At 43.4% G+C, this 19042-nt stretch carries 22 protein-coding genes; 11 read left to right on the forward strand and 11 right to left on the reverse strand.

The features are described 5' to 3' along the window. Nucleotide 1 precedes the first annotated feature (1 nt). Both hdrA2 and QXW63_06915 read right to left on the reverse strand, forming a co-directional pair. Nucleotides 2-2440 carry a CoB-CoM heterodisulfide reductase HdrA2 gene (gene hdrA2, locus QXW63_06910; GenBank protein ID MEM3461619.1) on the reverse strand — a complete coding sequence of 813 codons (2439 nt, stop codon included), beginning with the start codon at nt 2438-2440 and terminating at the stop codon, nt 2-4. Nucleotides 2441-2444: 4 nt separating this feature from the next. Beyond that, nucleotides 2445-3881: an FAD-dependent oxidoreductase gene (locus tag QXW63_06915; GenBank protein ID MEM3461620.1), complete on the reverse strand. Its 1437-nt coding sequence runs from the start codon at nt 3879-3881 to the stop codon at nt 2445-2447. A 152-nt stretch (nt 3882-4033) separates the two neighbouring features. Here QXW63_06915 and QXW63_06920 point away from each other — a divergent pair, with 152 nt between their 5' ends. The 4 genes from QXW63_06920 to QXW63_06935 all read left to right on the forward strand — a co-directional run bounded on the left by QXW63_06920 (nt 4034) and on the right by QXW63_06935 (nt 7080). Further along, the gene (locus tag QXW63_06920; protein ID MEM3461621.1) at nt 4034-5062 is read left to right on the forward strand and encodes an NADP-binding protein; all 1029 of its coding nucleotides are present in this window, start codon (nt 4034-4036) and stop codon (nt 5060-5062) included. Between the two features lie 18 nt (nt 5063-5080). After that, nucleotides 5081-5533: a molybdenum cofactor biosynthesis protein MoaE gene (locus QXW63_06925; GenBank protein ID MEM3461622.1), complete on the forward strand. Its 453-nt coding sequence runs from the start codon at nt 5081-5083 to the stop codon at nt 5531-5533. A gap of 86 nt (nt 5534-5619) precedes the next feature. Then, nucleotides 5620-6288 carry a DUF47 family protein gene (locus tag QXW63_06930; GenBank protein MEM3461623.1) on the forward strand — a complete coding sequence of 223 codons (669 nt, stop codon included), beginning with the start codon at nt 5620-5622 and terminating at the stop codon, nt 6286-6288. A gap of 15 nt (nt 6289-6303) precedes the next feature. Then, nucleotides 6304-7080 carry a metallophosphoesterase gene (locus QXW63_06935; GenBank protein MEM3461624.1) on the forward strand — a complete coding sequence of 259 codons (777 nt, stop codon included), beginning with the start codon at nt 6304-6306 and terminating at the stop codon, nt 7078-7080. Nucleotides 7081-7127: 47 nt separating this feature from the next. On the opposite strand, the gene QXW63_06940 is transcribed toward QXW63_06935, so the two are convergent. Beyond that, complete coding sequence (locus tag QXW63_06940; protein ID MEM3461625.1) at nt 7128-7391, reverse strand: DUF3795 domain-containing protein; 264 nt, start codon at nt 7389-7391, stop codon at nt 7128-7130. Between the two features lie 189 nt (nt 7392-7580). Between QXW63_06940 and udg the strand changes: the two genes are divergently transcribed. Continuing rightward, nucleotides 7581-8180, forward strand: coding sequence for a type-4 uracil-DNA glycosylase (udg, locus tag QXW63_06945; GenBank protein ID MEM3461626.1), 600 nt, complete (start codon nt 7581-7583; stop codon nt 8178-8180). On the opposite strand, the gene QXW63_06950 is transcribed toward udg, so the two are convergent. The 3 genes from QXW63_06950 to QXW63_06960 all read right to left on the reverse strand — a co-directional run bounded on the left by QXW63_06950 (nt 8170) and on the right by QXW63_06960 (nt 10821). After that, nucleotides 8170-9087 (reverse strand): DUF72 domain-containing protein, encoded by a 918-nt coding sequence (locus QXW63_06950; GenBank protein ID MEM3461627.1) that lies wholly within the window; start codon nt 9085-9087, stop codon nt 8170-8172. The genes udg and QXW63_06950 overlap by 11 nt on opposite strands. Nucleotides 9088-9098: 11 nt before the next feature. Continuing rightward, on the reverse strand, nt 9099-9866 hold the full coding sequence (locus QXW63_06955; protein MEM3461628.1) for a transcriptional regulator: 768 nt from the start codon (nt 9864-9866) through the stop codon (nt 9099-9101). A 61-nt stretch (nt 9867-9927) separates the two neighbouring features. Beyond that, a complete protein-coding gene (locus QXW63_06960; protein ID MEM3461629.1) occupies nt 9928-10821 on the reverse strand; it encodes a DMT family transporter in 894 nt (297 codons plus the stop codon). 99 nt (nt 10822-10920) lie between these two features. Here QXW63_06960 and QXW63_06965 point away from each other — a divergent pair, with 99 nt between their 5' ends. Both QXW63_06965 and QXW63_06970 read left to right on the forward strand, forming a co-directional pair. Beyond that, entirely contained in the window at nt 10921-11610 is a 690-nt protein-coding gene (locus tag QXW63_06965) for a phenylalanine--tRNA ligase beta subunit-related protein (protein ID MEM3461630.1), read from the forward strand. 15 nt (nt 11611-11625) lie between these two features. Next, nucleotides 11626-12390: an orotidine 5'-phosphate decarboxylase gene (locus tag QXW63_06970; GenBank protein MEM3461631.1), complete on the forward strand. Its 765-nt coding sequence runs from the start codon at nt 11626-11628 to the stop codon at nt 12388-12390. A 15-nt stretch (nt 12391-12405) separates the two neighbouring features. Here QXW63_06970 and QXW63_06975 read toward each other — a convergent pair whose 3' ends face one another. The 3 genes from QXW63_06975 to QXW63_06985 form a co-directional block, all read right to left on the reverse strand. Next, nucleotides 12406-14376, reverse strand: coding sequence for a sodium-translocating pyrophosphatase (locus tag QXW63_06975; protein ID MEM3461632.1), 1971 nt, complete (start codon nt 14374-14376; stop codon nt 12406-12408). Between the two features lie 177 nt (nt 14377-14553). Further along, nucleotides 14554-14706: a ribbon-helix-helix domain-containing protein gene (locus tag QXW63_06980; protein MEM3461633.1), complete on the reverse strand. Its 153-nt coding sequence runs from the start codon at nt 14704-14706 to the stop codon at nt 14554-14556. Between the two features lie 70 nt (nt 14707-14776). Next, nucleotides 14777-15109, reverse strand: coding sequence for a hypothetical protein (locus QXW63_06985; protein MEM3461634.1), 333 nt, complete (start codon nt 15107-15109; stop codon nt 14777-14779). A 312-nt stretch (nt 15110-15421) separates the two neighbouring features. Here QXW63_06985 and QXW63_06990 point away from each other — a divergent pair, with 312 nt between their 5' ends. Beyond that, complete coding sequence (locus tag QXW63_06990; GenBank protein MEM3461635.1) at nt 15422-16618, forward strand: ATP-binding protein; 1197 nt, start codon at nt 15422-15424, stop codon at nt 16616-16618. Between the two features lie 58 nt (nt 16619-16676). Continuing rightward, entirely contained in the window at nt 16677-17003 is a 327-nt protein-coding gene (locus tag QXW63_06995; GenBank protein ID MEM3461636.1) for an arcadin 1, read from the forward strand. Here the strand turns inward: QXW63_06995 and QXW63_07000 are convergent. After that, a complete protein-coding gene (locus QXW63_07000; GenBank protein MEM3461637.1) occupies nt 16987-17337 on the reverse strand; it encodes a hypothetical protein in 351 nt (116 codons plus the stop codon). The two genes, QXW63_06995 and QXW63_07000, sit on opposite strands and share 17 nt — an antisense overlap. Before the next feature lie 123 nt (nt 17338-17460). On the opposite strand from QXW63_07000, the gene QXW63_07005 reads away from it, so the two are divergent. Together QXW63_07005 and surE are read left to right on the forward strand one after the other, a co-directional pair. Further along, on the forward strand, nt 17461-17748 hold the full coding sequence (locus tag QXW63_07005) for an acylphosphatase (protein ID MEM3461638.1): 288 nt from the start codon (nt 17461-17463) through the stop codon (nt 17746-17748). Nucleotides 17749-17801: 53 nt separating this feature from the next. Continuing rightward, complete coding sequence (surE, locus tag QXW63_07010; GenBank protein MEM3461639.1) at nt 17802-18620, forward strand: 5'/3'-nucleotidase SurE; 819 nt, start codon at nt 17802-17804, stop codon at nt 18618-18620. Here the strand turns inward: surE and QXW63_07015 are convergent. Next, nucleotides 18617-19039, reverse strand: a complete 423-nt coding sequence (locus QXW63_07015; protein MEM3461640.1) for a hypothetical protein — start codon at nt 19037-19039, stop codon at nt 18617-18619. The genes surE and QXW63_07015 overlap by 4 nt on opposite strands. Nucleotides 19040-19042: the final 3 nt, after the last annotated feature.

Below are 19042 nucleotides of genomic sequence, written 5' to 3' on the forward strand. Positions count from 1 at the left end.
ATTAGTTTCCTCCTAAAGCCTTTTCGAAAACCCTTTTGGATTTTTCTATCTCTTCGCGCGTAACTTTCTCAACTATTTCTTGCATTTCGCGAATTTTAGAGGCAAAACGTTCACCTTCCGCCGCCGAAGCCCACAACAACTGCAACCGCTCCTTGTCTAATCCGTTTTGCTCCATTTTTTTCGTGAGCCTTTCCACACGTTTCTGTGTGTGATAATTCGCATTTATGTAGTGGCAATCGCCCGGGTGGCAGCCAGCTACTAACACTGCTGCGGCGCCTCTTGCAAATGCTCTTTCAACAAACTTCGGCGACACACGTCCAGAACACATCGTTCGAATTATGCGCACGTTCGGCGGATACTGCATTCTACTTACGCCGGCGAAGTCTGCACCCGCATAAGCGCACCAGTTGCAACAGAAAGCTACAATTTTCTTATCCGCATCCTGCTCAGTAACAGCGTCTACTTGCGCAAGAATCTGCTCGTCAGTAAAGTGGTTCTGAGTCAAAGCGCCAAAGGGGCATTCAGCAGCGCATGTTCCGCATCCGCCACACGCAGCCTCTACAATATTCACCCGCTTTAACTCCTTATCAAGCGTTATAGCGTTGTATGGACAAACTTTCGTGCACAAACCGCATGCCTTACACTTTTCCGCAATAGAAATCGGCGTTATGGCTTCAACCGTCACTTTTCCCTTAGCCATTAATATGCCGGCTCTGGCTGCAGCGGCGCTTGCCTGTGTCACACTATCCTTGATATCCTTGGGCGCTTCGGCGCAACCAGCAAAGAAAATTCCTCCAGTAGCCGCGTCCACTGGTCTAAGTTTCGGATGCGCTTCCATGAAAAAGCCATCTTGCGTCCGAGAAAGCGTCAATAGCCGCTGTATCATTTCACTGTCTTTTCTAGGCTCTAAGCCTATGGAGAGAATGACCATGTCAAAATTCATTCTGTAAAGTTCCTTTTGCAGAGTGTTTTCTCCGACAAGCCACAAGTTGCGTGTTCTCTTGTCTTCTAATATTTCTGATGGGAGCCCGCGAATGAACTTGACGCCTTCCCTTCGAGCGCGTTTGTAAAGGTCTTCGAAGCCTTTTCCGTAAGCGCGTATGTCAACGTAGAAAACGTAGATTTCGGTTTCTGGCCAATGTTCTTTGATTAGTAGGCTGTCTTTTATTGTGTTCATGCAGCAGACGTTGCTGCAGTAGAGTCTGCCGTTTCTGTCTGAGCGGGAACCTACACATTGAACAAACGCCACGCGTTTTGGAATTTGCTTGTCGCTTGGTCTTATTAAATGCCCGTGGGATGGACCGCCAGCGTTAATTAGTCTTTCAAATTCGAGTGATGTTATAACGTTTGGGTATTTGCCGTATCCGTAATGCGGAAGTGTTGACGGGTCGAAAACATCCGCGCCCGTAGCCACGATTATTGTGCCTACTTCCAGTTCGACAGTTTCTGGTTTCATTTCGAATTTTATGGCTTGCCTTTCGCATGCTTTCATGCATTTGTCGCAGACTATTACGCCGTCTTTGTTTAGGCATAGGTTCATGTCGATTATGTATGTGGATGGAACTGCTTGCGCGAAAGGCGTGTAGATGGCATGTCTTATTGCTAAGCCGACATCAAACTCGTTTGGAGCGACTACTGGACAAACTTTTGCGCATTCGCCGCAGGCTGAACAATCCTTTGTGACATATCGCGGCTTTTTCAGAACTTTTACGCGGAAATTGCCAATGTAACCTTTGACTTCAGTTACTTCGCTGTTTGTTAACAATTCAATGTTTGGGTGATGTCCAACATCTGACATTTTAGGTGCGAGAATGCATATAGAACAATCCATCGTTGGAAACGTCTTGTCAATGCGAGCCATCATGCCGCCTATGCTTGGTTCTTTCTCAACCAGATACACTTGATAACCCGTGTCTGCAAGGTCTAGTGAGGCTTGAATGCCGGCGACGCCGCCGCCGATGACTAGTGCTTTACGGATGATTGGCACTTCGATTTCTTCTGCTGGCTGAAGCAAAGCTGCTTTGGCTACTGCCATTTTTACGAGGTCCTTCGCTTTTTCTGTTGCTGCTTTGCGGTCGTGTAGGTGAACCCAACTGCAATGTTCGCGGATGTTAGCCATTTCAAAAAGGTACTTGTTCAAGCCCGCTTCTTCGCATGCTTTTCTAAATGTTGGTTCGTGAAGGCGTGGTGAGCATGAAGCAACGACTACGCGGTTGAGTTTGTGTTCTTTGATGTCGGTTTTTATTTGTTCTTGTCCTTGGTCTGAACATGTGTATCGGTTGTCTTTGGCTAGAACAACGTGGGGAAGGGTTGCGGCGAACTTTGCAACTTCTTCACAGTCCACGGAGCCCGCGATGTTTAAACCGCAGTGGCAAACATAAACTCCGATGCGAACGTCTCCGCCGCTTTCTTTAGGTGTTTGTGTCTTATTTTCTGCCACTTTCTCATCCTCCAGAAGACTTCAAGTAGTCTTCAATTGATTCAGCGGCTCGTTTTCCAGCGCATATCGCTTCTATGACACTCGCTGGTCCAGTTACCACATCTCCACCCGCGAAAACACCGTGCATAGTAGTTTCCATAGTTATGGGGTCAGTCCAAACAGTGCCGTCTTCATTTAGCTCAACTTCATTTGGCAAAAACGCAAGGTCTGGGGCTTCCCCAATCGCAAGAATAACCATGTCTGTTTGCCGCGTAAATTCTGAACCTTCGATTGGAACTGGTCTTCTTCTTCCAGTATCATCTGTCTCGCCTAACTGCATGCGAACACATTCAACCGCCGAGACCTTTCCATTTTCTCCCAAAATCCTCTTGGGCGCAACCAAAAATTCGATTTTGACGCCTTCGTTTTCTGCCTCTTTAACTTCCCACGGGTTGGCGGGCATTTCATCCATTGACCGACGATATAATATGGTCACGTTATCTGCTCCAAGCTGCAGCGCAGTTCTTGCAGCGTCTACCGCGACATTTCCGCCGCCAACCACAACAACATTCTTTCCAACATCTATTTTCTCGCCGAAATTAACCTTCCATAAAAAGTCAAGCGCATGTATGACTCTCTTTAATTCTCCTCCTTCAATTCTCATCTTTTGGCTTTTATGGGCGCCAACACCGATGAATACAGCTTTGTATCCTTCCTTCCCCAATTCGTCCAAACCTAAATCCTTGCCAATTTGAACACCAGTTTTTATCTCCACGCCCAAATCTTTCAAAAACTGAGTTTCCTTCGCTAAAACATGTTTTGGCAAGCGATATTCTGGGATACATTTCCGCAACATTCCACCTGCTTCGGGAAGAGCTTCAAAAACTGTGACTTTATGCCCTTTTCGGGCTAGTTCATATGCGACCGTGAGTCCGGCGGGTCCTGAGCCTATGACCGCAATTTTTTCCCCTGAAACTTTTGTTGCTTTCTTCTTTTTGCCCTTCTTTAAAAGTTCTTTACGTTTTTGCTCGATTCTTTCTAAGACTTTATCCTTATCCAGTCCTGCGCGTTCTGGATGAAAACAAACTAGGGTTGTCACAAGTGGTAAGGGAATATTTTCTATTATTTTTTCGAGTGCTTCTTCAAAAGGCTGTGTGTATCCATGTTTCGCGGCAATTGCTCGAAAGAAAAGAAGTATTTCAGGTATTCGCAAGGCTTGAGGGCAACGTTTATGGCAGTTGTAGCACCAAGCGCAAAGCCAGAGTTCATCAGAAGCTAAAACGCTTTCGGGGTCCAAGTAAATTTTTTCCAGAAGCCCACGCGGATTATAATCATTCCCTAATAGTTCTGCCATGGAACAGCTTGCCATGCAAATACCACATTCGAAGCAGTATTTGAGCCGTTCAATGTCCAAGATTTTTCTTATATCCTCTTTGGAGATTACTGGTTTCGCGGACTCCAAGTTTTGAGCCCTCTCTAATTTTGGTTGTTGCCATAGATATAAAGGTTTACAAACGTAAAGGTTTCACGGAACATCAAAACATACGCGCTGTCTCAAACACGCTTTTATAGACTAAACATAAATTATGAATAAAAACGCCGGAAGGAACACGCATGAAACAGATAAGAGTTGCATTGTATGGTGTCGGCGCCGTCGGCAGCCTAATCGCCAAATTTCTACTAGAAAAGGAAGGAATCGAAATAGTAGGCGCAGTTGACGTAGCCAAAGACAAGGTAGGCAAGGATTTAGGCGCCGTTTTAGGCTTAGGAAGAAACCTAGGAATAACCATTTCAGATAACGTAGACGCTACACTTTCAAAGGCAAAAGCAGACATCGCCATCCACGCAACCTCATCCTATCTCAAGGACACTTATCCACAAATTGCTTCAATAGTTAAAAACGGCGTAAACGTCATATCCACATGCGAAGAACTATCCTACCCAAGCTTTTCTGAACCCACCCTCGCAGAGAAACTTGACGCGCTAGCAAAAAAACACGACGTTACAGTACTAGGCACAGGCATAAACCCCGGTTTCCTCATGGACACTTTAGTGATAACGCTTACGGCAGTATGCCAAAAAATAAACAAAATCGAAGCAGTCAGAGTCATGAACGCCGGCACAAGACGACTACCATTCCAAAAGAAAGTCGGCGCAGGCTTAACGGTTGAAGAATTCAAACAGAAAATCGAGAGCAAACAAATCACTGGGCATGTTGGACTTGAACAATCCATCGCTATGATTGCTGACGCTTTAGCTTGGAAACTTGACAAAATAAAGGCTGAACCAGTCGAACCGGTAATCGCTAAGAAACCCGTGGAAAGTAGAGACATAAAAGTTGATGCGGGAAAGGTTGCGGGTTTAAAACAGAAGGCAAAAGGCACAATGAATGGAAAAGAGGTTATAACTCTTGATTTTCAAGCGTACATAGGCGCCGAAGAAGAATACGACGCCATAACAATTGAAGGCACTCCAGCAGTCAAGCAAAAAATTCAGCCGTGCGTGCATGGCGACGTAGGCACTGTGGCAATGATTGTTAACTCAATCCCAAAAGTAATCAACGCACCTGCCGGTTTACTCATAATGAAAGATTTGCCAGTTCCGTCCGCTGCCGTGGAAGATATACGCAAATACGTAAAATAAGGCGTTGGGGTGGTCACCGTGGTAACAACACACTCTGGAGTTCATGAAAAAGGAACAATCACCCTTTCAGACATAATACAAAACGTAAAAAATAAGCCAGATTTTCAAAAAGCCGGAGCAATTGCTCTGTTTATCGGCGTAGTACGCGGAGAAACATTAAAAGATGAAAAGGTCCAAAAATTGGAGTTGGAAGCCTACGAAGAAAAAGCGAACGAAGTTTTAGCAAAGATCTGTGAAGACTTAAGGAAGAAAAAAGGCATAGTGGATGTTCAAATTCACCATTTAATCGGCGAGTTTAATGTTGGCGAAGACCTCGTGTATGTCATGGTAGCTGGCGCCCATCGCAGAAATATCTTCCCAACTTTACAAGAAGCAGTGGAACGTTACAAGAAAGAAGTTCCAATTTTCAAAAAAGAACACGTTATCGATAAGAAAGGCAAAAAAAGCGCCCATTGGGTGACAGAACAGTAAAGACACCAGCAGACTTAGATTTTCAAACACTTCAAGAAAAGTTATAAGTTTACTGTTGGAATAGTTTGAAAAGGAGACATGTAAATTTGGAGAAAAAAAGTTACACATGGTTTGAAAGACGAAGACGCACGAAAGGGTTAGATTTAGCCCACGCCCAAATAACCAAAGCCCTCGACACCGTCACACTACTACATCAAGCCCTAAAAAATTTCTCGGAAGGAAACAAAAAAGAAGCAAAACAACACATCAAAAACCTATTTAAAGTAGAAGAAGAAGTAGACCAGCTGCGAAAAGAAGTTTTCAAAGAATTATCTGTGGGCGCCGCACTTTTAGCGGACTACCGTGAAGACCTGCTTCACCTTGTAAAAAGACTGGACACACTCGCAGATCACGTGAAAGACGCGGCAAGATGCATAGAAATGCTTGAGGAAACCCAGCTTCCCAAAGAACTATGCGAAAACGCAGTAAATATCACCTCAATGCTTGTGGACTGCGCTCAAGCCCTACGAGGAAGCATAGAAAAAATCACTGGAAACCCAGCAGACGCATTAAAAGGAGCAGAAAAAGTCGAAGAAATCGAACATAAACTCGATGAGCTTTACCTCAAAACCAAAGCTCTATTCGTCAAATACAGCGACAAAATAAACTGCGGAGCCATGGTCATATTCGATGACCTCATCGAATTCGTTGAGCAAGCAGCTGACATGTGCGCTGACACAGCAGACTACATCGTTATACTCGCAAGCAGAGAATAAAACACGCGGGATGGCATGTTACTAGTTCAAATCTCAGACATCCATTGCGGTCCTATGTTTCGCAAAGAAACCCTAAGAATGGCTATCAAAGAAATAAACGAAATGTCTCCGGATACTGTGCTGGTTACTGGCGACTTAACAGAAAATGGCCTGATATCGGAATTTGAAATGGCTGCGAAAGAGCTGAAAAAACTAAAAACCAAAAAAGTGTTATATGTCAGCGGAAACCACGACTACCGCTCAACCGGCTATCTATTGTTTAAAGAATTTTTCCCATTTTCACAAGTAACCGAAACCGACGACACAGTCATCCTAATCTTAAGCTCAGCAAGACCAGACAGAGACGACGGAGAAGTCGGTCACAGACAAAACCTATGGCTTGAAAAAACCCTTGAAACATACCAGGACAAAGTGAAAATTGTAGCGATTCACCACCACATAATTCCAGTTCCAGACACCGGAGCGGACCAAATAACAATTGTTGACGCTGGCGACGTGCTAAGAAGCCTTGTGAAGTCGAAGGTTAACTTGGTTTTGTGTGGGCATCGGCATAGACCGTGGCGGTGGCGAATGGAAGATATGCTTGTAGTTCACGCTGGCAGTACATCATGCGAAAAACTGCGAGGTTTCTTTTGTAACTCCTATAATGTTGTGGATGTTAAAGGCAAAAAGATTGATGCAAAACTGAAGATAGTCAACGGTGAGTTTGTGGATTTTGGTGAAATTGTGAAGAGAAGAGAAATTCTGCAAGCATCAGATATTTCACAGTATAATGATTCGCTAGCACGCTAAACGGCTAAAATAAAAAGGGGAGAGAGGCGTTTAGACTGTTAGAATGCTTATGGTTCTTTCAGTTTATCCCTTATCCACTTGATGAAACTCTCTGAGAAAATGGACTTATCATACTTTTCACACGGATAACCCTTACAGTCCGAGCACGTGAGCATCTTTTTGTCTTTAGCGCACACAGCAATATCACAGAAAACTCTTCCTTCAGCACTTGCTTTCTCCGTTGCCTTCGAACAGCCTAAACACTTGCTTTTCTTGTACATAATACAGTTGCCGCAGTAATAGTTGCATGGCGTTAGCAAACTTGCTTCCATCATATTTAAACCCGTTATCTCAAAACATGATTGCCCTATTTACTCATTATACCGCCATCTGACGGCTAATTCTGAAATTTAAAATTATTAAGAATGTTAAATGCTTTAACCATGTTTAGGCCCATATCTTTCGCGTCTTAGGCTTATAAGAAAAATAGAAAGAAACGTAACATGGGAGAGAACACCACCTTGTCCAAAAAGGATTCACTCGAAACCATAGCCGCTGAAGTTGTAATTTGCCAGAAATGTCCACTGTCGAAAACCCGTAAAAACGCCGTTCCAGGCGAAGGCAACCCAAACACGCAAGTTATGTTCATTGGTGAAGCGCCCGGTTATTGGGAAGACATTAAGGGAAGACCGTTTGTAGGTGACGCTGGAAAGTTTCTTGATTCAATTTTATCGGAAATCGGATTTTCTAGAGAAGATGTTTTCATCGGTAACGTTTTGAAGTGCAGACCGCCTGGAAATCGTGAACCACAACCAAGCGAGGTTCAAGCGTGTACACCATATCTGGATAGACAAATCAAAGCTATTCAACCCAAAATCATTGTTACTTTGGGTAATCACTCAACCGCGTACGTTTTTTCTAAGGCTGGATTAACTTTTACAAGTATAACAAAGGTTCACGGAAAATTTTTTGATGTGTCTCTTTTCAGTATGAAAGTAACTATTTTTTCAACGTTTCACCCTGCTGCTGCGCTTTACCATCCAAAATACAAGCAGCAGATAACTGAAGATTTCAAACTTCTTAAAGAAAGATTGAAAAAGGAAGGAATAATCAAACATTAATTTTCTTATTAAGCTGTATTTCCTTCACTAATTCATCAACACTATCGAAGCTTTTAGAAGGCAAATCTACCAAGAGCGTTTCAAGCCTAACCTGTTTTCCTTCTTCCACTTCCACAAGCCGCCAACCAAGCCTCTTAATCAGCATACTCTTTGTAGTTGGATATCGTGTTTTTCCAGCCACTTCTTTAATGGATTCTAGGCCAGTTGAACGGGTGATTTTTGGAAAAACCCCACTTGACAAGTACTCTTTAAAGCGTGTTCCATCTTCAAACATGGAAAGATTGTTAAAGAGAACGTAAACGTCCTTTCCTTTTTTCTCGTATGACATGGCAAGTTCCTTAAGTTTTCGCAGTTCCTCATTTGAGTATTGGTAATAGTACATTCGCTTGCCTAAACCATGCAATCTGAAATACGTTATCTCGCCAGTATAAGCGGGCATAACCTTAAGCGGGTCAGTAACATGTCCCACATCCAGATTTTTCAAAACTTTTCCAAGCCTTTCATGGTTTTCTTTTGATTCCCAAGCCTCGCCACGGGTCTCCCAAACCAAAATCAAACTTTCACGGTCAACTTTTTCGAAGAATTTCTCAGCATCCGCAAGCTTGTCGGGTTTGAAAGAAGCGGGTGTCTGAATAAGCAGTATCTTCGAATTTAACGTCTTGCAGATTTGCTTCATTTGTTCAAACGCTTGAAGGCTTAATTCTCCGATTTTCAGCTTTGCCTTGTGGCTGATGTCTTTGTGCGTCTTAACTGTAAACTCAAAATCCCATGGAGCTTTTTCTCTCCAACCCTCAACAGTCTCAATACGTGGATAACCATAAAAAGTGCTGTTCAACTCCACAAGCCTAAAGTTTTCAAAATATTTTGTCATAGACGTGGGAAAGCCGCAGCATCCAACTTTAATCATACCCTTTTTCCTTACGCGCTTATTTTGGGAGGCGGACGGACAGGTCTGCCAAGTTTTCTGCGAAGTGCAATACGGTAAAGTTTTCTTAAAGACTTCACTAACTGCTCAACGCTTGGCAGATTAGAATAGATAAGTTGGATGTGGTCGTACTCAGCTAGCTTAATCGAATTTTCATCTGGCCGAGAACCGTGGAAAACCACAAGTCGCGGCTTCAAGTTGCTCATGCGCACGATTAGCATGGGTGAAATGCCATTGTCAGCATGTGTAAAAATCAGTGCTCTCTCGGTTGTTACTCCGAAAAGCTGAGAAAACTCCAATCCAGAAAGTGTCTCAACTGCTCTCTTGCTGTCAACAACCGTGTAGCCCAAAACATCTCTAACTTGCTGGCTTGAGCACGCAATAACTTCGCCGCGTATCGCCCTGCATAGATACTCTACACGGACGGGTATTGGGAACTCTCGAAGGTCAATTATAGCGTTGCTCGGCGAACCAGTAAGCTTGGCGAATTCGCGAATAAAGCGGCTTCCACGTTCCTCATCAATTTTAAGCAGTGCCCAAACGAACCGCCGCACAAACTTTGCGCCTGGGCTCTTCCGTCTTTCGCTTTCATAATCGCTGATAACTGATGAGGAGACAACCATTTTCTCAGAAAGCGTCAACTGTGAAACCGCAAAAAGCTCACGCCATTTCCGCATGGTTGCGCCTGGTTTGTTTGAAAGAATTATTTCGCCAGCGATTCTTCTCGCCAGAACTTCTCGAACGCTTGGAGACACAGACATGCAAATGCGACCTTTTCCAGTCCGCCGAATTTTCCCTTAAGACGAAACGCACTATAAAAACTTATATGAAAAGTAGAAAAATTCCGGCAACTATCAATGCCGACCCAATAGCGTTCCCTGTTGTGACTTTTTCATTTAAGAAGATGATTCCGGTTAATGTTGAAAAGAGAGGGGTTGTCGAAGAAATTGGTACTGCACGGGCTTCTGAAGTGTTTATGAAACTGTATGATAGGAAAAACCATCCTAAACCAAGCGCGATTATGCCTCCGCTGATTAATGCGGCAACTGTTTTTCTCTGTATCTTGAAGAAACTTAGCTCTTTATCTATTATGGGAGACAAAATCAACAAGGTGGAGGCGACAGAAACTATTCTTATGGTGTTGACTGCCAAAGCATGGTCTAGAGTGTTTGTTTCTGGAAGAGTAACCGCCACATCAATCATCGTTATGCTTACAGACCATATTAAGGCAGTTGCCAGAGCAAAAATCACGCCTTTAACCAGAACCTTCTTCTGCATTTCCGCTGCATCTGCCTCTTTTCTGCTCAAAAGCCAAATTCCAAAGACTATCATGGCTGCGCCAAAAATTGTTGGCCAAGTAACTTGTTCTCCTATCAGAAAAACAGTCCACAAAAGGTTGAACAATGGATAGGTGCATGTTATTGGCACGGCACGCGCGACTCCTACGAGCTTCAAACTTGCCATGTATAAAGTGTCGCCGAATCCTAATCCAATTATGCCACTGACACATGCAAGTATTAACGCGTAGCTTGGTAAAGCTGATAAAACTCCAAGTTTGCCGACAACCGCTAAAAACAAGAGCAAAAAGGCGCTAGTGCAAGCAAGTCTTATGATGTTTGCTGAGATTGGTTTAACCTTTAACAGTGCCTCTTTGTAGAGGACAGCAGAGACAGTCCAGCAAATCGCTGCGCCTAAAGCTGCAAGTTCACCGATCATTTTTTCACACAATTTTCCAAAGGTTTTTGAGTGACAGTTCTTGCTTGAATCATTAAATATATAATATTTACAATTAAAAGGTTGGACGGCGATGAGTAAGTGAATGTTTATTGGGACAATGAAGTTTCAAAGAGATTTCGCGAACTCCAAATCGGCATAGGCATAATCAACAAAGTGCACGTAGAAAAGGAAAACCAACCGATTAAAGCGCTTAAAGAAGTTGTTTATGAAGAAGCCAAAGCCAAATACAAAATTGAAACGTTAAAGGATAACGAAACCGTCAGAGCCTACAGAGACTTCTATTGGAAACTTGACATAGACCCAACCAAAACAAGACCTTCCGGCGAGGCTCTTCTCAGAAGAGTTTTGCATGGCGACGAACTTCCAACAATATCCACAGTCGTAGACGCCTATAATTTAGCTTCAATGAAAACAATAGTTCCCATAAGCGGGTTTGATAAAGAAAAACTGAACTTGCCACTTGTTATTCGATTTGCAGAAAATGGTGAAGCTTTCACGGGAATCGGAATGACAAAACCTCTAGCTTTAACGGGTAACATGCTGATTTTGGCTGATCAAAAGCAGGTTTTATGCATTTATCCTCATCGCGACTCTGACTTTACAAAGATTACTGAAAAAACGCGAAACGTCTTGATGGTTGCTTATGGGGCTCCGGGAATTAGTGAATGGCAACTAAAAGAGGCGGTGGAAACTACACTTTCATACATTAGACAAGTTGCTGGTGGCGAGATAGAAATGATAAAAGTTTTTAGCTCAACACGCGAGTAGAGGGTGGTGTTTAATGTGTCCTTTCGCTTTAGAATAGAACAATCTGCAAAGGAAAAGGAATCTCCAATTATTTTAGCCTTGGACTTCCCGTTCGAAAAACTCGAGAACCGCGAGAAACTTTTCAAGAAAGCGGAACATGTTTTGAACACTGTTCACCCATACATCTGCGCAGTTAAGTTTAATCATCACCTAGTTCTTCCACTCGGCGTCTTCAACGGCGTTCAAAAACTCGTTAAGAAAGCTCACAATTTGGGTTTAGTGACAATAATGGATTGCAAAGTGAACGACATAGGTGCAACAAATGAGACGATAGCTGAATATTATTATGCGGCAGGCTTTGATGCTTTAATCGCTAATCCTTTCGTTGGATGGGAAGAAGGTTTAAAACCAATCTTTGATGTTGCTCGTAAACAGCAGCGCGGCGTAATTCTTCTTGTTTATATGAGTCACAAAGGCGCAAAAGAAGGCTATGGGCAAACAATTATAGACGCTGAAACTGGAGAGAAAGTGCCTCAATATGTTTCTTTTGCGAAAAAAGCCTTAAAAATGAATGCTGATGGTGTGGTGGTTGGTGCGACATACCCTGAGAAGATACGAGAAGTGTATTCAATACTTGGTAATCAAACACCAATTTACTCGCCTGGAATAGGTGCACAAGGTGGTGAAATAAAATCTGCTTTGAATGCGGGAGCCCGCTATCTCATTGTTGGAAGAGCGATAGTGCAGTCGGACAAGCCTGCAGAAACCGCAGAGCAAATAAAAGATTTAGCAAAACGTTGAATGTCCCATAGTTTTTCAAGGGATGAGCGAATATGTTGCTAAAGATGCTGCATATAACAATGCAATTATTCCAATCAAGTTTATGAACACATCTAATGACGGACCCGCTGCGTCCTTTAGCGAATCGCCAACTGTGTCTCCGATAACTGCTGCTGTGTGTGCGGGTGTTCCTTTGCCGCCGAGATTGCCTGCTTCGATGAATTTTTTGGCGTTGTCCCATGCTGCGCCGCCAATAGACATGAAAATGGCGAGAGGAAGCATTGTTACGAGGTTTCCGACTATTAAGCCGCCCATTGCTTCTTTGCCCAGCAAAAGTCCTATCATTAGAGGAATCGCCACAGACAGTAATGCTGGAAGTAGCATGCCTCTTAGCGCTGCTTTTGTGCTGATGTCTATGCATCTGGCGTAGTTGGGCTTAGCTTCTCCATTAGCTAATCCAAAGTTTTCACTGAATTGCTTGCGCACTTCTCTAATCATGCTGTAAGCCGCGTTTCCAACTGCCTTAATTATTAATGAACAGAACACGAAGGATAACATTCCGCCTATTAGCATTCCAGTTATCACAGAAGGCTTCATCACATCTATTGTTTGAAGTTGCGCTGCTTTAATGTAAGCTGAGAATAAAGCAATTTGGGCTAATGCTGATGTGCCTATGGCGTAGACTTTGCAAACCGCTTTAGTTACGTTACCAACAGAATCCAGCGCATCCACAACTTTATGTTCTTCTTGGCTTGAGTTTGTCATTTCAATCATGCCGTGGGCGTTGTCTACGATTGGTCCATAAGAAGACATGGCGATGAACGTGGCTGTTATAGACAGAAAACCAACCGCCACCAAAGCTATGCCATACAAACCTTCAAAATAATAGGCAATCATCACTGCCGCAGAAAAGACCACGATTGGAAAAGTTATACTTTCAAAACTTAAAGAAAGCCCCATCAAAATATTAGTGGCTGGACCGGTTTTTGAAGCTCTCGCTATGGCTTTTACAGGCGATTTACTTGGTGAAGTGTAGCGTTCAGTCAGCCACGCAAGCAAAACAACTGCTACGACTCCAGTGATTGTGGCATAAAAAGCGCTGAACCTGTTAAAAATTGTCCATGCTGCAAAGGCTGAGGCAATGCTGACTAAAACGGCTGCCACGTACATGCCCTTGTCCATGGCTTGTCTTGCGTCTCCACTCTTTGTTCTAATAAAAAGCGACCCCACCATTGACGCGAAAATTCCTGCTCCCAGAACTATCAAGGGATAGATTAAGCCTTCATTTCCGTAGACTGTTATGCCGAGAATCATGGTAGCAACTAGTGTACATACGTAAGATTGGAAAACGTCTGTGCCAGTGCCAGCGATGTCTCCTACGTTGTCTCCTACTTGGTCTGCGATGACTGCGGGGTTTCGAGCATCGTCTTCTGGGAAACCCATTTCCACTTTACCCGCTAAGTCAGCGCCCATATCAGCTGCTTTTGTGTATATTCCTCCACCCACTCTTGCGAATAAGCCGATGAGGCTGGCGCCGAATCCTAAACCAACGAGGAGTATTGGGTCGCCAAGCAAGAAGTAAAGGGCGCTAACTCCAAGTAAGCCTAACCCGGTGAGAGAAAGTCCGACGATGGTGCCGCTGTGTGAAGCGGTTTCAAGGGCTTCTTTGAAGCCGTGTTTGGCTGCGTCGGCTGTTTTAACGTTAGCGCGAATGGCGATTATGACGCCTATGTATGCTGAAAGTGCGGAAAAGAACGCGCCGACGGCGAATGTTAGGGCGACGAAAACGCCAAAAGCTAAAGAGATGAGTGCTGTCAAAACTGCGCCGACAACAGCAACGGTTTTGAATTGACGGTTAAGATAAGCAGTAGCGCCTATTTTGATTGTGTTAGAAATCTCAACCATGCTTGATGTGCCGTTGGGTTTCTTTAGCATGCGGTAGGCTCTGTAAATGGCAAAGATTACCGCTGAAAGCCCGGCAACTGGGGCTATCAATGTAAGATTCAAGTCGCTTGTTCTCCTTTATTGTGTTTTGTTGGCTAATTGTGTTCTACCACCTAACTAACCAATTCCAACACAGAACACAGTATCTTACCTTTAAACTTTACGATTTCATCCTTCATAAACAACTAGTAAACGCAAAACAACGCTATAATTTAACGAAAATGTGGGAAAAGGGCAGTTTTACCTTTCTCTTCTTTCCCAAAGTTCTTTTTTGAGCAAATCTCTAACCGCTGACCGTATGGCTGAACTTCTGCTCGGATACATGTTTGCTCTCACAAGCTCATCTAACCCTTCAAGGTAAGCTTCCGGTAATAGAACCGTTACTAGTTTCATGTTTCTTCCCCCAAACATGTTATGCATATAACATGCAGTAAATATAAGATTTGAGTCGAACTTCAAAACTTCAAATGGTTTCTCTAGTGTTCCGTATCTCTTTCATCGTGTTTTGGAATGTCTTGCCTATGTCTTCGAGATAAATTGTGCGGCGTCGGATTCCCTGCTGGACCGTTCCTGCAGCAATAAAAAACGCGCCTAACACATCGCTTATTGTTGGGTCGGGAAACGCGATTAATGCTAAACCAATTTTTATGAGTGTTGAATTGTTTTTTTGCCGCCACAGTTTCTTTGCGTCTCTCACTTCTCCAACAGCACTTTTCAAGTATCTTGCTAGGTCCACATAGTCTTTGCTCAACTCATTCGCGGCATTTGCCAAAGTCTTTGCTTCATCGGGCTTCATTGAAATCACACCTAGGCTTCTTATATAGAATCATTTTAACAAAAAAACTTTAATTCTCAAAAAGTGTCCATTTGCGCCTCTTTTTCTCTCGTAACAACAAGCTCTTTTAAATGATAGTTTGAATTTTCCACATTTGTCTTTGATGTTTTTATTGTTTAATGAGTATGATGCGCGCAGAAGCATGGAGCTTTGTGTCAAAATTATTATCTATTAACCTAAATAGTCAAAAATTGCTTGGTGCTTTGGCAAATGTATAAATTGTGAAAGCACAAATCAATTAGCAATTTAGAAGGAGTGCTGGTTACATTGGAGATGTTTGACCCTAAAAAATTCGTTGAAACCGAAATTGATGCGGCAAAGAAAAAAATTGGCAACGAAAAAGCTTTAGTAGCTGTGTCTGGCGGCGTTGACAGTTCAACATGCGCCGTACTAACGCATAGAGCGATAGGCGAAAACCTTGTCTGCGTGATATTGGATGACGCTTTCATGCGAGAAGGCGAACCCGAACACGTAGCAGAAATTTTGTCTAAACCGCCTCTAAACGTTCCAACAAAAATTGTCAATGTACGCGAACGCTTCTTGCAAGCAATGAAAGGCTTGAGGGATGCGGAAGAAAAGCGCAAGATGTTCCGCGAAACCTTCTATCAAGTTTTAGGCGAAACCGCCAAAAAAGAAGGCTGCAATGTTCTTGTGCAAGGCACGATACGCGCAGACATAATAGAAACCGTTGGCGGCGTGAAAACGCAACATAACGTTCTGGAGCAAATGGGCATAAACCCCATGGAACGCTACGGCTTCAAAGTTGTGGAGCCTCTTGTAACGTTATTGAAGGAGCAAGTTAGAATGGTTGCGAGACATCTTGGACTGCCGTCTGAGCTTTCTGAGCGCCAACCATTTCCTGGACCTGGCTTGTCGGTGCGTGTTGTTGGAGAAATTCGACCTGACAAATTGGAGACTCTGCGGAAGGCTACAGCAATCGTGGAACGTGAGTTAGCCAAGCATAAGCCCAGCCAATACTTTGCCGTGATAGTTGACAATGAAGAAGTTTTTGAGGCTTCAAAAAGTGCGCGCATTCAAGAGACTGTTGCGCGTTTTCTTAATGTTCCATCCAGAAATGTTCACGTGAAAATTTTCAGAGACAAAGCTACCGGCGTGGAGGGCGGAAAGAGGCGCTACGGCGAAGTAGCTGGTGTGAAGGTTGAAACAATGAATGGAAAGGTTCACCAAACAGCTATTCAGCACATAGTTGCTCTTCAAGCGAAGATAATTACTGAAAACCCAACAGTTGCAAGAGTTTTCTATACAGTGAAAGACTTGGCTGAGAAAAAACCATACGTGATAGGCATAAGGTCTGTGCAAACTAAAGATTTCTTGAAAGCGCAAGTTTCAGACGTCTCATGGGCCACGTTGAATAAAATCGCGGAAGAAACAATCAGCAAATGTGCGGATGTGTCAACCATTTATTATGACGTCACTCCTAAACCGCCAGCAACAATCGAAATGGAATAGGCTTTATCCGAAAGCGTAAATACCAAGCCTTAATACTTTTTCTTGTTGATGATTTGTTATGTTCCGTGTTAGAGTAAACCGAATCGAGTCCATCCAAGATGTTGACGGAAACCTTGGAAAACGCATTGAACTAATCGAAGAACGTCCAATCCCACGCTTCGTGGTTAGACCACAAACTGAAGAAGCAAAAGTTGTGCAAGACATGCTTCAAGCGTTACAACAGCAACTTCCAATGTTTCCTGCAAGAGGACAGTTTACAGTTCCAAAAATAATATTGTTCCTAACAGAGCAAGAATACGAAAGCCTCGGCATCGATTTCGACGTTAATCAAATCTACGAAGTAGCCCTTGAAAATCAAACAATAAGGTTCAAGAAAAGTGTATGACTTCTTCTCTTATCTGCTTTAAAGCTGAATGTTTCGGGTGAAACGACAGGACAAACATCATTTTTCTTAATGCATCGTAAATTTCTTGCATTGTAGATGCTCCGCCTTTATCACAATACAAAGGTATGGGCTCTTCTTCAGCGTTCTTGTAATAAACGTAAATCGGCGTAAACTTCTCCTCAAAAGTGACAACCTCCACATCAAGCCGTAACTGTTTAGCCATTTTCTCTGCTGCGACGCTCACAGACTTCAACCGTTCCCCGTAAGACATGTCACTTGAAGCATAAACCAGCAGTTTCCCATTATGATTTGCGAACATAACAGACCAACACAAAAACCACTTTCGCCAAGATGTCTTTTAAAGCAACTGCAGAAGCGACATAGTCAAACAGCAGAGAGAGTTAAGTTAAAGTGAAAATCCTAAACCATAATTAAAAATGCGTAAAACGGTGAATCCATGAAAACCAGAGCCCACGTAATCATAAGCGGCAGAGTGCAAGGCGTATTCTTCCGGTCAGAAACGCAACATGAAGCCAGAAAATACAGCGTAAAAGGCTGGGTTCGCAATCTGCCAGACGGTAGAGTCGAAGCTGTTTTTGAAGGCGAAGAAGAAAATGTGAAAAAGCTCATTGAATTTTGCAAGCGTGGACCGCCAAGCGCAAGAGTAACAGAAGTGAATGTTGTCTGGGAGGATTACACTGGTGAATTCAAGAATTTCGAAATAAGATATGGCTATGGCTTCTAACTCTACCTTAATAAGAGTGATAATGAATTTTGTGAGGGTGTGCGTGAAAATAATTGAAAGCAAAAGAGATACTCGTAGTAAATGATGATGGCGTGCACTCGCTTGGGTTGTTGGTTCTGAAAAAGAAAATGGACGAACTGGGCAAGGTTTCTGTTGTCGCTCCAGAAAAGGAACGAAGCGGCATGGGTAAAGCGGTCTCAACATGCCTAATCGAAGTCAAAGAGACACTACTTGCTGACGGCGCAAAAGCATATGCTATCAGCGGGACACCTGCGGACGCTTGTTTGCTTGCGCTCTTTAAGATTCTGCATAATCCTCCAAACCTTGTGGTGTCCGGAATAAACCTGGGTCCAAACCTTGGAATAGATGATTTGTTAACTTCTGGAACCTTAGGCGCGGCATTGGAAGCAGCAATCCACGGAATCCCCGCCATCGCAGTCTCCTATAGCCTAAAAAGAATAACGGACAGTGAAGGAAAAGTGCACGCAAATGTACACATGGAAAGCCTAGAGTTTTGTGCAGAATTAGCCAAGCAAACTGCAGAGTACGTATTAGCGAATGGAATGCCCAAGGATGTTGACGTGATTTCCATTAACGTTCCAGAAAACCCCACATCCAGAACCGTTAAAGTTACAAGCCTTTCATACAAGGGCTACACGGACATTTTCACCGAAAAAGCTGGCGGATACCAAATTCGCGGATGGTTTCTCGAAGATTACCCATGCGACGAAGCAGGAACAGACGCACATACAATCAGAGAAAATAATTACGCTTCTATCACACCGATAAAATTGAATTTTACACACCAGAAGAGAAACATGAAAGAGCTTGCTAAATTCTTGAACGAAAGAAGCTACGACGTGATTTTTTAAGTTCTCTTCTTTGGCACTCTGAAATGCGAGCCTTTTCCAGCGCTTACGTAGTCTCCGCCTATCCCACGCACTATGGAAGCAATCTTCGCAAAGTTTTCAGAGCCCAAAAATTGCCGAGGCTTTATCATTATGTAGTCTTCTTTCTCCTCAAAATTCAAAAGTCCCTCTAAATCTTCTGGAAACATCATTTTTATGTCCTCTACGGCTTTCATGCGTTCCGGGGTTCTCGGCATCCCGGGTATAGGCGTAGGTGTAAGCGCTGGTGTGGGGGGTGTTACTGGTTGAGGAAGCTGGGAAACTGCTATGGATTTTAGAGAAATTGAAACTTGCCTTAAGTCTTCAGCAACTCGGTTTAAAATCACTAGGAGTTCGTCAATTCTTTCCACGAGCTTTTCCAGCGTTTGTTTCTGTTCACTCATACG

This window comes from Candidatus Bathyarchaeia archaeon (assembly GCA_038873195.1).
Taxonomy (GTDB): Archaea; Thermoproteota; Bathyarchaeia; order Bathyarchaeales; family Bathycorpusculaceae; genus DSLH01.